Genomic DNA, 15,295 nt, shown 5'->3' on the forward strand with positions numbered 1-15,295 from the left:
GTCAGTTGTCCCTCAGCATCTTCAGGCCGGCGACGACCAGAACCTGGTAATTGACGAAAGCGATGATGCCGGCAAGCGTGACGATATCGCGATCGTCGAGGCCTGCGGCATAGAGCTTTTCGATATTCTCGCGGGTGGCAGCCTTCGGGTTCTTCGTCACCAGATCGACATGGCGCAGGATGACGGAAAGCCGGCTTGCCTCGTCTTCCGGTGTCCATGCGGGATCGGCAATCGAGAGGACATCACCGCTTGCGCCTTCTGTTTCGGCGAGATCACGGTAATGCGCCTGAAGTTCCTGCGAGGTCCAGAGTGCGGCCATGCGGGCGGCAAGGGTGGCGCGTTCCGCATAGGAGAAATTGCGCGGATCGGCCGGGTGGAGGGCCGCGACATAGCTGGTCTGGGTGAGGTGCTTCAGCTTGGCGCGCTCATCACGCAGGGCAAGCAGCGGCGAGGATGGGCCAAGCCCCAGCACCTTGTCGATCACATCCACGGTGGTTTCTGTCGTCATATGATTTTATTCCTCAATCCTGCGAGAGGGCTTCGTCGAGAAAGTCCAGCCGGTCCTGCCCCCAATAGAGCACGTCCTTGTAGACCCAGGTCGGTGTGCCGAAGACGCCGCGTTTTCCCGCTTCTTCATGGCTGTCGAGCCAGGCCTGCATGATTTCCGGCTGGTCTTCCATCGCCTGCAGTTTTGCGCCGTCGAGACCGAGGCGGTTGGCGACATCGATACGCACGTCCGGCTGGGTCACGTCGAGTTCCTCGCTCCAGAGCGCGTGAAGCAGGGCGTGGCTGAGTTCGAGCGCCGGCAGGCCGAGCCTGTCGGCGGCGATCACCATGCGGGCGGAAAACTCGTTATTGGTCGGGTAGTGCTTCGGCTTGAGCACCAGCGGCATGTTGAGCCGCTTACGCCAGCGATCGAGTTCGACCGCGTGGTAATCCTGCCGCGGCTGCGGGCGCGAGCGAAGCGGCACGCCGCCGTTTTCGGTGACGATGCGCGTCGGGCGGACGACAACGTCGAGATCGTGCTTTTCGATCAGTGCCTTGAACTGCGGCCAGCCGAGATAGGCCCACGGCGAACTGAGGGCGTGATAATAATAGACTGTCTTGCGCATAAAAATCCTCAAGCTGTCTTCTGTTCGGGGAGATCGGCGTCGGCATCGACCCATTCGGAACCGTCGAGTTCCGGCTTTTCATAAGCCAGCAGGGCTTCCCAGTGGTAGTCGATATCGTCGATGAACAGGCCGGCGGAAACCCCGCGGGCAAGCCATTGGGCGCCTTCGCTGATCGCCGGGATATCGCCGCTGACCTTGCCGAGGCTCATCGTCGCGCCGTAGTTGAAGCAGTGGATGTTTTTCAGCCAGGGCGCCTTGCCCGGCGTCTTTTCGGTGAAGGAGAAATCGTCCTCCAACCAGGGGAAACGGCCAAGGCTCGGGTTCGCTTCGTCGGCGGGCGGCGTGATGCGGTCTTCCCAGCAGGCGATCTGATCCTTGTAGGGTTCAAGCTCGCTGCGGGCCAAAGGATCGACGGTAAAGCCGGTGCCGAGGATGACGAAATCGGTGCGGAAGATGCGGCCGTTCGTGGTGGTGATGACCACTTCATCACCTTCTTCCTTCATCGAGGCGATGCCGCAATCGAAGTGGAAGAAGGCGTTCGCATGGCGGCTGACGCGCAAGGTCGAGCCATGCGGGGCAGGAGTCTGCTGCCGCGTCGAATAATCCATCAGGCGCCAGCGCCATTTCGGATCGATTTTTGGAAAGCCAGCCGTGACGCCGTAGGAGCCGATGCCCATCAGCTTGTTGATCGTCGGCATCTTCTTGCGGCGGGCCAGAAGTCGGACTTCACCGGCACCGGCTTCGAGCGCTTCAGCCGCGTTGTCTACGGCAGACGCACCGACGCCGATAACGACGACGCGCTTACCCTTGAGAGCGGTGAAATCGACCTCGTCGGCTGAATGCGCCCAACTCCTGCCGCGCTCAATGCCTTCGACGAAACCAGGAATTTCGGCGGCACCCAGGCCATCGCGGCCGGTTGCCATGACGAGCTTGCGGGTAAGGATCGGTTCCTCGGCGCCGCCGGCGATTTCAAGCTCCAGCAGACCGTCCTCGCGCGGGACGATGCGGGTGACATTGATGCCGTTTTCGACCGGGATGGAGAGGACGTCACGGTACCAGTCGAGATAATCCATCCACATCGGACGGGGAATACGGTAAAGTTCTTCCCACTTGGTGATGCCGAAAAGTGCTGTGTACCAGGCACGGAAGGTGAGCGACGCCATGCCGGCGGCTGGGCCGAGAAGGGTTTTCGGCGAGCGCAGAGTTTCCATGCGGGCGAAGGTTTTCCACGGTCCCTCGCGGCCCTTCGGCGCCTTGTCGATGATCCTGACATTGCGGATGCCGACGCGGGACAGCGCGAACCAGCCGACCAGACCGCACATGCCCGCACCGATAATGACCACGTCGCTGACCGGCTTGCCATCGACCTTGGCCGAAGCGGGCGACCAGTTGGCGGGTGGATAGTTTAGATATTCGAGGTCCTGCGTAACGCGGGCGTTGAGATCTGAAAGCTTGGGATCGTTGAAACTGCGGATCGGTTCGGGACTCATGGGTCAGGTCCTGTTCGGTTCAAATATTCAGTAATGCCGGCCGCGACAGGCGGCCGGGCAAGATGCCGGAAAAGCCGGCGGGATGGTCAGTCGGCCAGTACCACGGCGTCGCTTTCGCGCCATGTCAACCAGACGTCATCGCCCGTGACGGCAGACAGCGCCACCGGATCGAGCTGGGCGACGAGCGACTGGCCATTCGCGAGGCTGACGGTCAGGGATGTATGATCGCCCTTGAAGATGCTCTGCGTGATACGCCCGGAAACGGCGATTGTGTTGGTCGGCTTTTGCGACAGCACCGAAATGGCTTCCGGGCGCAGTGCCGCAGCAACCGTGCTGCCGACAGCCGGGTTGTGGCCGTTGAGATTGGCATGGACGACGCTGTCGTTCCATTCGATGGCCGCCAGACCGCCATCGACGGCTTTCAGCTTGCCCTCGATGAAATTCGTCTCGCCGATGAAGTTGGCGACGAAGCGGCTGCGCGGCTTGGCGTAGAGTGTGTGGGGATCGCCCATCTGCTCGATGCGGCCGGCATTCATGACGACGACGACATCCGACATGGTGAGCGCTTCTTCCTGGTCGTGGGTGACGAAGATGAAGGTCTTGCCGGTGGTCTTCTGGATCGATTTCAGCTCGATCTGCATCTGCTGGCGCAGTTTTGCGTCGAGCGCGGAGAGCGGCTCGTCGAGCAGAAGCACGTTCGGATTAGGGGCGAGCGCACGCATCAGCGCGACACGCTGGCGCTGGCCGCCGGACAGCTGGCCCGGCATGCGCTCGGCGAAATCGGTGAGCTTGACCAGAGACAGAAGCTCCATCGTGCGCTTGTGGATCGCATCCGACGCCATGCCCTTCAGTTCAAGGCCGAAGGCGACGTTACGACGGACGTTCAGATGCGGAAAGAGCGCATAGTCCTGGAAGACGATGTTGACGTTGCGCTTGTTGGGCGGAAGCCGGCTGATCTCCTGGCCGTCGAGAAAGATCTCGCCGGAGGTCGGCGTCTCGAAGCCGCCGAGCATGCGCAGCGTCGTCGACTTGCCGCAGCCGGAGGGGCCGAGAAGCGTGACGAACTGGCCGGGTTCGATGGCGAGATCGAGATTGTCGACGGCGAGCGAGGAGCCGTAATATTTGTTGACGTTACGGAAATGGACAACTGGCTGCATGGTTATCTGGTCCTCGAACGGCGGGTGAGATGTTCGGCATAAAGCCCGACGGCTGCGGTCACGATCAGCACGAGGGTCGCCATGGCGTTGATTTCGGGTGACATGCCGCCCTGCACCTTGGCGAAGATCAGCATGGGAAGGGTGGTCTGGTAGCCGCCCAGGAAGAAGGTGCGGACGAAATCGTCGATACTGGTCAGCACGCAAAAGACCATGCCGCCTGCGAGCGCCGGTGCAAGATAAGGCAGCGTCACGCGCATGAAGGCGACAAAACTGTCGGCGCCGAGATCGCGGGCCGCATCAACGAGATTGTTCGGCATCGAGCGCAGCCTGGTCAAAACCATGATAACGACGAAGGGCACGGCGTGGACGGTATGGCCGAGAATGATCGCGCCGGTGCCGGTCGGGATATCCAGAACACGGATGAAGATGCGCATCGAGATGGCGTTGATCAGGCCGGGCACGACCGCCGGAAGACATGCGAGCGCGAAGATGACGGACCGGGCGATCATGCCTTCGGTGGTGATCAGGAGCGCGATCCAGACGCCGACGATCGTCGCAAACATCGTTGTCATCAGGGCGATGAAGATCGAATAGGCGCAGGCTTCGAGGAACTGCTTGTCCTGCAGCACCTGCGCATACCACTTGAGCGTCCACTTATCGATCGGGAAGGCGACGAAATTGGCGTCCTTGAAGGAGATCGCCATCATCAGCGCCAGCGGTAGAAGCAGATAGATCACGAACAGCCAGTAGGAGGCCTGCAGCGCGGTTTTGGGGAAGTCGGAAAAATACGAGCGCATGGGTCAGATCCTCACATCAGCTTGACGGTACGGCCGCCGACGACACGCATGAATAGACCAACGGTCGACAGCGAAACGGCAAGCATCAGGATTGAGAAGGCGGCACCTTCCGGCCATTTGTCGCTGGAGCCGTGGAACAGGCTGGCGATGATTTCCGGGAAGATCGTCGAATTCGGCCCGCCTAGCAGAAGCGGGGCGGCAAAAACACCGATCGAGGTGAGATAGACGAGGCTGCAGCCGGAGATGATGCCGTCCTTGGAGAGCGGCAGGATGACCCGGCGGAAACGAGCCCAGGGGCCTGCCCCGAGATCGGCTGCGGCATCGACGAGCGAGGTGGGGATCTTTTCGATCGCCGAATAGAGCGGCAGGAGCATGAACAGCGAAATCAGGTAGATGACGCCGAAGCTCAGCGAGAAATAGTTGTAGAGCATGATGATCGGGCGATCGATGAAGCCGATCTCGCGCAGGAAGACGTTTACCGCGCCGCGGTTTGCCAGGAACATGATCACCGAGAAGGTGCGGATCAGCTCACCGGCCCAGAAGGGTGTCAAAAGCAGAAGGAGCGCGCGCGTGCGGTTTTCCGGCTTGACCACTTTTGCGACGTAATAGGCGACCGGATAGACGACTATCAGTGTCGTGGCGGTGACGCAGACGGCGAAGACGATGCTGCGCAGGAAGGGCATGAAATAGAGCGGTTCCTGGAAGAACAGCCGGTAATTGTCGAGCGTGTAGACCGTGCCGCCCGGGGCAGGCGGATAATTGTCCATGATGCTGATGCGCGCCATCTGGTAGATCGGGCCGATATGGAGCGTGACGATCCAGATGAGCGGAATTGCCAGAAGCAGCACGAGGCGGGCCATGCGGCTGTTGGCAATCAGGCCGATCGTTGCGGCGTAAATCGGCGAATTCGCCAGCTTGCCGATCCATCCGGCATAGGACGGGCCGGCCCTTGGAGACACTTTCGCGGTATCGGTCATACTACTGTCGACCATCATTACGTTCCCATTCGTCTTTTTGCTTATGACTGCAGTTCCGAGCGGCCGATCTGGGTTGCAGGATCGGCCGCCGGCATTACGGATGGGCGGCTTAGCCGGCCTTAACTTCGGCGGTTGCCTTGTCGATCATGTCGTTCTTCATCTTGCGGTTGACCGAGCTGAAGAACTGGATGCGCTGCATCTGTTCATCGGGAAGCGTCATGGCGGCGCGTTCCTTATCGTTCAGCACCGTGTCGACGCCGGCGAAGGCCGAGGCGAAGCCGGACTGGCGGGTCATCGCTGCACCGATTTCCGGCGATGCCAGCATGGCGTTGAGGAACTGGTAGGCGGCATCCGCATTCGGCGCGTTGTTGACGACGTTGAACGAATAGAGGAAGCCGTAGGTGCCTTCCTTCGGGATGGACAGCTCGATCGGGTGGCCGTCCATGATCAGCTTGGCGGCAGGACCCGACCATGCCTGCGCGACATAGATGTCCTCGTTGACGAACATCTGCTGCACTTCGGAACCGGCATCGTAATATTTGCGGACCTGGCCCTTTTGCGCGATCAGGTAGTCGCGCGCCTTGTTGGTGGCTTCCTGGGCGATTGCGTCCTTGCCTTCATAGGTGACGTAGTCGCCGTCGCTGCCCTGATAACGCATGACGATCGAGAGGAAGTCGGAAACGATGTAGGAGGTCAGCTCCTTGTATTCGGGGTCGAACATGATTTCCCAGCTGTCCGCCGCCTTGGTGTATTCGGTGTTGCGCACCAAGCCTTCGAATCCAGCCAGAAGCGGCACGCCATAGGTCTTGCCGTCGATAGTCAGCTGCGGCGCGCCGGCATAGGCAGGCGCGAGCTTGTTCCAGTTGCCGATCCGGCCGGTGTCTAGCGGAGACAAGAGGTTGGAGGTGATGAATTGCGACAGGCGGTGGCCGGTGACGGTGACGATGTCGGTGGACGGCGCGTTGCCTTCGGCGGCCAGCAGATTGTACTGCTTGCCCTGGTCGTCGGTGAGGCGGATGCGAACTTCGATCCCTGTGTCCTTCTGGAACTGGTCGATGAAGGACTGCGGCACGAACTTGTCGTAGGTGGTGATGTTGACCACCTTGCTCTGCGCCATGGCAGGGCGGATGATCGACGGTGCAGCCAGGATGCCGGTCCCAGCGGCCAGCATCTTGAGCGTCGAACGGCGTGTCTGTGTGAAGTCTCGCATGTCAGTCTCCTTACTTTCCTGTCCGGGTTCCCCTAGGCATTGCAGACTTCACACCCCCAGCTAGTGTATTGGCGCTGCCAGCCCTGTTTCCGCCTTGGCCGCTCGGGCCGCCGCAAGAGATATGTCGACTGCGGCATCCGCATGCAGCAGGGTCGAATCGAATGTCGGAATGTCGAAATCGTCGGCGCTCACCAACAAGCCGATCTCGGTGCAGCCAAGGATGACGCTGTCGGCACCGGCCGCCTTGCCCTTGGCGACGATATCGAGATAGCGCTGATGCGAGGCGCTCTTGACTATGCCGCAGCACAATTCGCCGAAAATGATGTCGTGGACGTCCTGCCGGTCTTCCGCATCGGGGATCAGAACTTCCAGGCCGAACTTGTCTTCCACCCGGCGACGGTAGAAATCCTGTTCCATCGTGTAGCGCGTGGCCAGAAGCAGCGGCCGCTTGCAGCCGGCGGCCGTCACGGCCTCGCCGGTTACGTCGGCAATATGCAGCAGCGGCACGTCGACGGAGTTCTGCACGTCGTCCGCCAGAAGATGCATCGTGTTGGTGCAGATCAGGATCATGTCCGCGCCAGCCTGCTCCAGATCTCTCGCAACCTTGCTCAATTCGCCTGCCGCCTGTTCCCAGGCCCCCAGTTTTTGAAGGGTTACGATATCCTGAAAATTGACGGAACGCATTACCACGTCCGCAGAATTTAGCCCTCCGAGCCGTTCGCGCACCTGCTCGTTGACGCGACGGTAATAGACAGCCGTGCTTTCCCAGCTCATGCCGCCGATCAAACCAATCCTTTTCATCTTTCCACCCATACGGTTGTTGTGTTTGGAAAGAGGGTAGACAAACGGGCATGGAGACGGATTGCTTTTTTTGACAATGATCTGATTAATATTGCAATGTCATCCTAGTAAATGGCGAATCTGATAGGATGATTTGACAGAATTGCTGGATCGTTTAAATTTTGATCATCGCTGCATGGATTTTGGGCGGATTTCCGTCCGCCGAGAGGGTGGGGTGCGCGCAAAATATCGCTTGATACGCTGCTGCGCGAACAACTGCCGCCTATTGCTGCCGCGATTGATGGAAAAAAATTCTCACGCAAACTTGTCAAAGCGCAATTTTATCCCGGAGCTGTCATGTTTGACCAAATCGACCGGAAGATCATCGAGATCCTCCAGCAGAATGCCGAAAAATCGGTTGTCGAGATCGCCGAGGAAGTGGGCCTGTCGCACACGCCCTGCTGGCGCCGGATCAAGCGCATGGAGGATGTCGGGCTTATCCGCTCCAAGGTGGCGCTGATCGACCGGCGCATGGCAAATGTGCCGATGACGATCTTCATCTCTGTCAAGGTACCGCGCCACACGACTACCTGGCTCGACGATTTCCGCAAGGAGATCAAGGAAATCCCGGAAATTCTCGAGGCCTATCGGCTGACCGGCGATGCCGACTATCTGCTGCGCGTCGTGGTGCCGGATATCGATGTCTATGACCAGGTCTATAAGAACCTGATCAGCCGGCTGGAATTCTCCGACCTGAGTTCTTCCATCGCCATGGAGGAAATGAAGTTTACAACGGCGCTGCCGACCAAATACATGTAACGCCCACCCCTACGTTCTAAAATCGTCTCAATCATCAAGGAGAAACCATGCGCGTCAGTATCCTCGGAGCCGGATCGATCGCATTCGGAATGGCCGCCTATCTTGCCAAGGAAGGCCATGACCCCATGCTGTGGTCACCATCCGGAAAGAGCGCGCAGGCGCTGGCCGATGGTGCCGAACTGACTGCGAATGGCGCCTTCGACTTCTCCGGCCGGGTGCGTATCGCCGAAGATTGCGAAGAGGCTGTAACCACCGCCGACGTTATCGTCGTTGCCCTGCCGGGTTACGGCCACAAGGTCGCGTTCGATGCCGCGATCCCGCATCTCAAATCCGGCCAGCCGGTGATTATCTCCTCGCATTGCTCTTTTGGCGCGCTTTATCTGTCGAAGGGGCTGGCCGCGCGTGGCGTGAAGCTGCCGATCAGCGTCTGGGGCACCACGCTTCTGACAGGCCGGGTGCAGCCGGACATGACAACGGTGAAGGTGAATACGGTTCGCCAGAAGGTGGATATCGCCACCTTGCCGAAATCCGACATCGATGCGGGGCATGCGCTTTGCACGGAGCTTTTCGGCGATCGTTTCGTCAAGCGCGATGGCGTGATGGCAATCTCGCTCAGCAATCTCAACCCGCAGAACCATCTGGGCATTGCGCTGCTCAACCTCACCCGCATGGAAAAGGGCGAGACCTGGGGGCAGGGCGACAACATTACCCCGACCGTCGGCCGCGTCATCGAAACGCTCGACGAGGAGCGTCTTACGATTGCCGCGACGCTCGGCCTGTCCGTCCGCACCGTGCGCGAACATTTCTCGCTTTCCTTCCATGTGCCGATGGGCAGCGTGTCGGAGATGAACCAGCAGATGCATGCGGAAGGTCGCGGCGGTTTCGGCCCGACGACGGTCGACAGCCGCTATATCTACGAGGACGTGCCTTTCGGCCTTGTACCGACCTCGCTGCTCGGTCGTCTCGCCGGCAAGCCGACGATGCTGCATGATGCGGGGATTGCGATGATGTCGGCCGCGACTGGCCACGACCTGCCGGGACAGAACGATCTTCTGCCGGCGCTCGGCATCGATGCGCTGACGATCGATGAGGTCGCAAGGCTTTGCGACGAGGGTTATTGATTTAAGCCGCGATAGCCGGACTGATGTCCAGTCCGGCTATCGGCGTTATTGAACCTCGTTGACGTAGCGGTGATTGGCAGTCGTTGCCCGGTGCGCGGAAATCAGCACAGGCACAGCCATCTGGTCATAGGCGATTTCATCGATGGTGAGCACGGCTGCGGGTAGTTTCAGATCCAGCCAACGGGCGTCCTCTTCTGTCGCAAGATCGGCGCCGATCTGTTCGCGCACCGCCGATATGCGGATGCCGTGATGTTCCAGCAGGTGAAGGTAGAAGAGCGGGGGAATATCCTCTTTGCTCTCCGGAAAATTCGGCACTCTTTCGCGCGAAAGGGTGAGCGTCTCATGCATGATCGGGCGATCATCGATGTTTCTGAAACGATGGAAACGGACGATCGGCGCGCCCTTTTTGATCTGCAGTTTTTCCGCGTCGTCCGCGGAAGCCGTTGCATGATCGAGCGACGTCACCGTCGTTCTCGACTTGCTCAGCGAGCCATCGAGGCCATGAAGACGGAAATACTGGAAGAAGAGACGAAGGCTGTGCTGCGGCTTGCGGCCGGTGACGACCGTACCGGTCTTGCGGCGGCGCGAGAGAATGCCGTCATTGGTGAGGTCCATCAGGGCGCGGCGGATGGTGCCGACGGCCACCCCGTAGGTTTGCGACAATGCTACTTCGCTAGGCAGAACCGAGCCGGGCTCAAGTTTGCCGATCATGATCGCTTCCGTGATCTGCCGCTTAACCACTTCATAAAGCGGCAAAGAAAGCTCGCCGAGCTTTCCGGCATCTGATGATATATTAGGCAATTCCGGCAATTATTTGCCTCTTCTTTGGAGTTGACTCGATATCTCGTTCTACGCAGTATTACTATATAGTTTATATTAAAGCGCAAGCTGAGGAGGCGAGCGCTTGGAGGCCCAGGATACCACAATGACCGTGCTACAGCCTGATCTTCATCAAGACCCTCTGACGTCAGCCATGGCAGCGATTGAGCGCGATGTCGAGATTGCCGTGCAGGATTTGTCACGCATGGTTGCTGTCGACACGTCCTTTCCGCCGGGAAAAGGTTATGGGCCGTTTGCCGATCTGATGAGCGAGCTGCTGGCACCTCTCGGCTTCGACTTCGAGCGGGTGACGGTGCCGCGCGACCTCTGGCATGTTGACGGTGGCCCTGCATTCGGCGAGCGAACGAACCTGGTGGCGACACGCGAGAGCGGCAAGCCGGTCTGCGGTCTTTATTACCATGTCGATACGGTTCCGGTTGCGCCCGGCTGGACGCGCGATCCGCTCTCGCTGACGATCGAGGGCGACAGTCTTTATGGTCTCGGCGCCGCCGACATGAAAGGCACGATCGCCGCCACGCTGCTGGCGCTGCGCGCGGCGAAGGAATGCGGCGTGCCGCTTGCCTATGATCCGATGCTACTTCTGTGCACCGATGAGGAAGGCGGGCTTTATCCGGGCATCCGTTATCTCGCCGAACAGGGCATGCTGAAGGGCCATATCCTCAATTTCAACGGTTCGGCCGCCCCGCGTGTCTGGGCCGGATGTTTCGGCATCTTCAATCTGCAGGTGACGATCACCGGCCATGCGGTGCATGCAGGCGAGGGCAATCGCACCGGTGCCGGCGTCAACGCCATCGAGGGCGCGTTGCCGGTGCTGAACGCGCTTGCCGCGCTGAAGCCCAGCGTTGCCGAGCGGGCATCGAAGCTGGCGCCGCCACCGCATGCGACGGGGCCGCTTCGGCCATCGCTGACGATTGCGGCTGTCAATGGCGGCACCGCGGGCGGGCAGGTGCCGGCCGAAATCAAGATCCTCGTTTCGCGCCGTTATGCGCCGGAAGAGAGCTATGAAGAGGCACGCGCCGAAATCGAGACCGCGATCCGCACCTGCCTTGCCGGAACCGATCTCAAGCTGGCCGTCGATCTCGTCGGCCACCTGATCCCGACCGACGATCCCGACGGCCCGCACTGGCCGCGCTGGCAAAAGGCCCTGTCGGAAGGTTTCGGCTATGGCGAAGGCGATTTTGCCAAATGGGGGGCGGCCTCCTGCTCGGACTTCGGCTACGTGCAGAAGGCAGGCTTCGGCCCGGAAGTGCTGCTCGGCGGCCTCGGCCGGCCGGAAAGCTGCATCCACAGCCCGGAAGAACATACGACGCGACAGGACATTATCTCACTCGCCAAGAGCATTCTTGCCTATCTCGCGGCAGACTTTGCCGCAGACGACATACCCGAAACCCGCAGCTGACACAAAAATCAAAGGGAACATGAAATGCTGGAAATGAAACGCCGCTTCTTCCTCGCCGGAACCGCCGCCCTGATGGCTGCTCCGTCGATCGGTTTCGCCCAGGCCGCCGCGCCCGTAAAGGGCGGCACGCTGCGCATCTCCGTCGATCAGGCGGCAAGTGTCATCCATCCGCTGCTCACCCGCGTGAACCCGGAATATCTCGTCACCGAACTGCTCTACTCCAACCTGACGCGCCTGCGGGTCGATATGTCGGTCGAGCCGGATCTGGCCGAAAGCTGGACCGCCAATGACGCGCTGACCGAATGGACCTTCAAGCTGCGTGCGGGCGTCACTTTCCATGACGGTTCGGCCTTCACCGCAAACGACGTCGTCGTCACGTTGAAGACTATCCTCGATCCGGCAACCGCTTCGCCGGGCCGCAACAATATCGGCCCGATTTCCGATATTACCGCCGTTGACGACACCACCGTTCTGATCAAGCTCTCCGGCTCCTTTGCCGACCTTCCGGCCGCACTCGCCTATCCGAACGCCCGCATCATCCCGGCGGCAATCGCCACCGGCGACCTGAAGAGCCTGTCGACCAAGGCCGTCGGCACCGGCCCGTTCAAGCTCGTCTCCTACGAGCCGGATCGCCTGATCGTCGTCGAGCGCAACGAGACATATTACGACCCGGCACGTCCTTATCTCGACCGCGTCGAAGTCCAGGTCTTCCCGGATATTTCCGCCGAAGGTTCGGCGCTGATCGCCGGAAATATCGATATTATCTCGACCATTCAGCCGACCGAATTCCTGCGCATCGATGGCACCGACGGGATCGACACGCTGCGCACGCCGTCGGGCCAGTTCTGCAACATCAACTTCGGTTGCGACACGGCACCGTTCAACGATCCGCGCGTCCGCCGCGCCATTGCGCTCACCGTCGATCGTGAAGCCATGGTCGGTTTCGTCACCGAAGGTTTCGGCACGATCGGCAACGACACGCCGCTCAACCCGTCCTACCAGTTCTTCCAACAGGTGAAGCAGCGCGAGGCGAATATCGCTGAAGCCAAGAAGCTTCTTGCCGAAGCCGGTTTCCCGAACGGACTGGAAGCAACCCTGATCGCCTCCGACCGCCCGGCCGTGCGCACCCAACTCGCCGTCGCACTGCGCGAAATGGCGAAGGAAGCGGGCATCACCATCAATGTCCAGACCATGCCGCATGCGACCTATCTGGAACAGGTATGGAAGAAGGGCTCGTTCTATGTCGGCTTCTACAACATGCAGCCGACGCCGGACGGCATCTTCAAGCTGCTTTACACGTCCGATGCAGCCTGGAACGAGACGCGCTGGAACAACAAGGCGTTCGATGCCCTCGTCAACGAAGCCCGCGGCACGACCGACGAAGCCAAGCGCACCGAGCTTTACACCAAGGCACAGGAAATCATGAACGAGGAAGTCCCCTCGATCATCCCGTCCTTCTTCGACGTTCTGGCCGCCAAGCGCAGCTGGGTCGAAGGTTTCGAAGCCCATCCGCGCGCATCCGTCTACCGTCTCGACTACGCTTCGCTTTCCGACAAGGCACCGAAGCGCGGCTGATCCATCACTATTGTCAGGCGCTCGTTTCGGGCGAGGTGATGACAAAAGCAAAAGGCCCCTCCCAACCCTCCCCACAAGGGGGAGGGCCTAACCAGGCCGATCCGCTCAACCTCACTTGGGGCAAGCGGATGCCACAGGTTTTCTCCCCCTTGTGGGGGAGATGGCCGGCAGGCCGGAGGGGGACTTTGCCGCGTGCCATTACCCTAACCGCCGAGCGTCCGGCCCTCTTGACTAAGGAACACGCCCCTGTCTCCGAACTACATAGCCAAGCGGCTGGTGATGATCGTCTACACGCTTCTTGTCGTGTCGCTGATTGTCTTTGCCATTACCCAGATCCTGCCCGCCGATGCAGCGGTGATGATGCTGGGCGAAAACGCCACCCCGGAAGCGCTCGATGCGCTGCGCCAGACGATGGGTCTCGATCAGCCGATCTGGCAGCAATATGCGACCTGGCTCTGGCATGTCGTGCAGGGTGATCTCGGCACTTCGCTGCGCACCGGCCAGCCGGTCGGCCCGGCGATGTTCGAGGCGCTGGGACGCTCCCTCATTCTGGCATTCTTCTCGATCGGCCTGATGCTTATCCTCGCCATTCCGCTCGGCATCATCGCCGCCATAAGACGCGGCAAGATTGCCGACATGGTGGTGAGCCTGATTTCCTATGCCGGCGTGGCGCTTCCCGAATTCGTCACGGCGACGATCGCCGTTCTTCTCTTCGCCGACTGGATGAAGTGGCTGCCGCCGACCGGTTACGTGCCGCTGACGGAAGATTTCTTCGGTGGTATCGCGCATCTGGTGCTGCCGGTCTGCGTCATCTCGATCATCCTGATTGCCCATGTGTCCCGCATGGTGCGTTCCGAACTCGTCGATGTGCTGCATACGGACTATATTCGCGCTGCGAGACTGAAAGGCCTTTCCCGCGGTCACGTGCTGCGCCACCACGCGCTGCGCAATGCGCTGTTGCCGACCATCACCATCGTTGCGCTCGATGTCGGTTATCTTCTCGGCGGTGTCATCGTTGTGGAAGAAATCTTCGCCATTCCCGGCATCGGCCGTCAGCTGATTGTCGCCATCCAGGCGCGCGACCTGCCTGCCATTCAGGCCGGTGTGCTGATCATGGCCGCCACCTACTCCATCGTCAATTTCATTGCCGACATCCTCTATGCCTGGCTCGACAAGAGGATCCAGTATGACTGAGTTTTTTAAACGCCTTTTGAAGACGCCGCAGGGCGCGATCGGCACCTTCCTCGTGGTGCTTGTCCTCGCGATCGTCGTGTTCGGCCCGATGGTTGCCCCTTACGATCCGGAAAAGCTGTCGCCGCTTGCCCGCTACAAGGGACCGAGCATGATGTACTGGCTCGGCACCGACCAGTATGGTCGCGACATTTTTAGCCGGCTTCTGATCGGCGCCCGCGCCACGGTCGTCATGGCGGTACTCGCCACCATCGCCGGCACGTTGATCGGTGCCCTGATCGGCACCGCGTCCGCCTTCCTCGGCGGCCGCGCCGACGAGCTGATCATGCGCACCATCGATGCGGTCATGTCGATCCCGAGCCTGCTTTTCGCGCTTCTCGTGGTCAATCTTCTCGGCTCCAGCACGATCAATGCACTGGTGGCCGTCGCTATCGCCTTCGCACCGGGCATGGCGCGCATCACCCGAAGCGTGGCGCTGTCGGTGCGCAAGCAGGACTATGTGAATGCGGCAATCGCCCGTGGCGAAAGCTCTTCCTACATCATCCGCCGCGAAATGCTGCCGAATGTGATCGCGCCGATCATTGTCGAGATGACCATTCGCGTTTCGTTTGCCGTGATGCTGTTTGCGACGCTTTCCTTCCTTGGCCTCGGCGCACAGCCGCCGGCAGCAGAATGGGGCCTGATGGTCTCGGAAGCCCGCCGCTACATGCATATGTCGGCCGGCATCCTGATCTGGCCGAGCGTGGCGATCGCCATCGTCGCCGTCGGTTTCAACCTTCTGGGCGACGGTCTCCGCGATGCCCTCAATCCGCGGACCTGAGGTGACG

At 60.4% G+C, this 15,295-nt stretch carries 15 protein-coding genes; 6 read left to right on the forward strand and 9 right to left on the reverse strand.

Going from position 1 to position 15,295, the window contains the following annotated elements; genetic code table 11:
* Window position 1: 1 nt before the first annotated feature.
* The 8 genes from JNB91_RS14950 to JNB91_RS14985 form a co-directional block, all read right to left on the reverse strand.
* The gene (locus JNB91_RS14950; RefSeq protein WP_220326311.1) at window positions 2-508 is read right to left on the reverse strand and encodes a CMD domain protein; all 507 of its coding nucleotides are present in this window, start codon (window positions 506-508) and stop codon (window positions 2-4) included.
* Window positions 509-521: 13 nt separating this feature from the next.
* A complete protein-coding gene (locus JNB91_RS14955) occupies window positions 522-1,112 on the reverse strand; it encodes a 2-hydroxychromene-2-carboxylate isomerase (RefSeq protein ID WP_220326312.1) in 591 nt (196 codons plus the stop codon).
* An 8-nt stretch (window positions 1,113-1,120) separates the two neighbouring features.
* Window positions 1,121-2,602: an NAD(P)-binding domain-containing protein gene (locus JNB91_RS14960; protein WP_220326313.1), complete on the reverse strand. Its 1,482-nt coding sequence runs from the start codon at window positions 2,600-2,602 to the stop codon at window positions 1,121-1,123.
* 86 nt (window positions 2,603-2,688) lie between these two features.
* A complete protein-coding gene (locus JNB91_RS14965; protein WP_220326314.1) occupies window positions 2,689-3,759 on the reverse strand; it encodes an ABC transporter ATP-binding protein in 1,071 nt (356 codons plus the stop codon).
* Between the two features lie 2 nt (window positions 3,760-3,761).
* Entirely contained in the window at window positions 3,762-4,556 is a 795-nt protein-coding gene (locus tag JNB91_RS14970) for an ABC transporter permease (protein ID WP_220326315.1), read from the reverse strand.
* A gap of 11 nt (window positions 4,557-4,567) precedes the next feature.
* Window positions 4,568-5,533: an ABC transporter permease gene (locus tag JNB91_RS14975; RefSeq protein ID WP_223218180.1), complete on the reverse strand. Its 966-nt coding sequence runs from the start codon at window positions 5,531-5,533 to the stop codon at window positions 4,568-4,570.
* A gap of 109 nt (window positions 5,534-5,642) precedes the next feature.
* Complete coding sequence (locus JNB91_RS14980) at window positions 5,643-6,743, reverse strand: extracellular solute-binding protein (protein WP_220326317.1); 1,101 nt, start codon at window positions 6,741-6,743, stop codon at window positions 5,643-5,645.
* 60 nt (window positions 6,744-6,803) lie between these two features.
* Complete coding sequence (locus tag JNB91_RS14985) at window positions 6,804-7,544, reverse strand: aspartate/glutamate racemase family protein (protein ID WP_220326318.1); 741 nt, start codon at window positions 7,542-7,544, stop codon at window positions 6,804-6,806.
* 336 nt (window positions 7,545-7,880) lie between these two features.
* Between JNB91_RS14985 and JNB91_RS14990 the strand changes: the two genes are divergently transcribed.
* Complete coding sequence (locus JNB91_RS14990; RefSeq protein ID WP_220326319.1) at window positions 7,881-8,342, forward strand: Lrp/AsnC family transcriptional regulator; 462 nt, start codon at window positions 7,881-7,883, stop codon at window positions 8,340-8,342.
* Between the two features lie 47 nt (window positions 8,343-8,389).
* Window positions 8,390-9,463 carry an NAD/NADP-dependent octopine/nopaline dehydrogenase family protein gene (locus JNB91_RS14995; RefSeq protein WP_220326320.1) on the forward strand — a complete coding sequence of 358 codons (1,074 nt, stop codon included), beginning with the start codon at window positions 8,390-8,392 and terminating at the stop codon, window positions 9,461-9,463.
* Between the two features lie 45 nt (window positions 9,464-9,508).
* Here the strand turns inward: JNB91_RS14995 and JNB91_RS15000 are convergent, their stop codons facing one another.
* Entirely contained in the window at window positions 9,509-10,273 is a 765-nt protein-coding gene (locus JNB91_RS15000) for a GntR family transcriptional regulator (RefSeq protein ID WP_220326321.1), read from the reverse strand.
* A 115-nt stretch (window positions 10,274-10,388) separates the two neighbouring features.
* Here JNB91_RS15000 and JNB91_RS15005 point away from each other — a divergent pair, with 115 nt between their 5' ends.
* From JNB91_RS15005 to JNB91_RS15020, 4 genes are all read left to right on the forward strand, one after another.
* The gene (locus JNB91_RS15005) at window positions 10,389-11,702 is read left to right on the forward strand and encodes a M20 family metallopeptidase (protein WP_220326322.1); all 1,314 of its coding nucleotides are present in this window, start codon (window positions 10,389-10,391) and stop codon (window positions 11,700-11,702) included.
* Between the two features lie 24 nt (window positions 11,703-11,726).
* Entirely contained in the window at window positions 11,727-13,277 is a 1,551-nt protein-coding gene (locus JNB91_RS15010; RefSeq protein WP_220326323.1) for an ABC transporter substrate-binding protein, read from the forward strand.
* Window positions 13,278-13,523: 246 nt separating this feature from the next.
* On the forward strand, window positions 13,524-14,471 hold the full coding sequence (locus JNB91_RS15015) for an ABC transporter permease (RefSeq protein ID WP_220326432.1): 948 nt from the start codon (window positions 13,524-13,526) through the stop codon (window positions 14,469-14,471).
* Window positions 14,464-15,288: an ABC transporter permease gene (locus JNB91_RS15020; RefSeq protein WP_220326324.1), complete on the forward strand. Its 825-nt coding sequence runs from the start codon at window positions 14,464-14,466 to the stop codon at window positions 15,286-15,288. The genes JNB91_RS15015 and JNB91_RS15020 overlap by 8 nt, the downstream gene beginning before the upstream one ends.
* The last annotated feature ends 7 nt before the right edge of the window (window positions 15,289-15,295 follow it).

The organism is Aliirhizobium wenxiniae, assembly GCF_019511445.1.
Lineage (GTDB): Bacteria > Pseudomonadota > Alphaproteobacteria > Rhizobiales > Rhizobiaceae > Neorhizobium > Neorhizobium wenxiniae_A.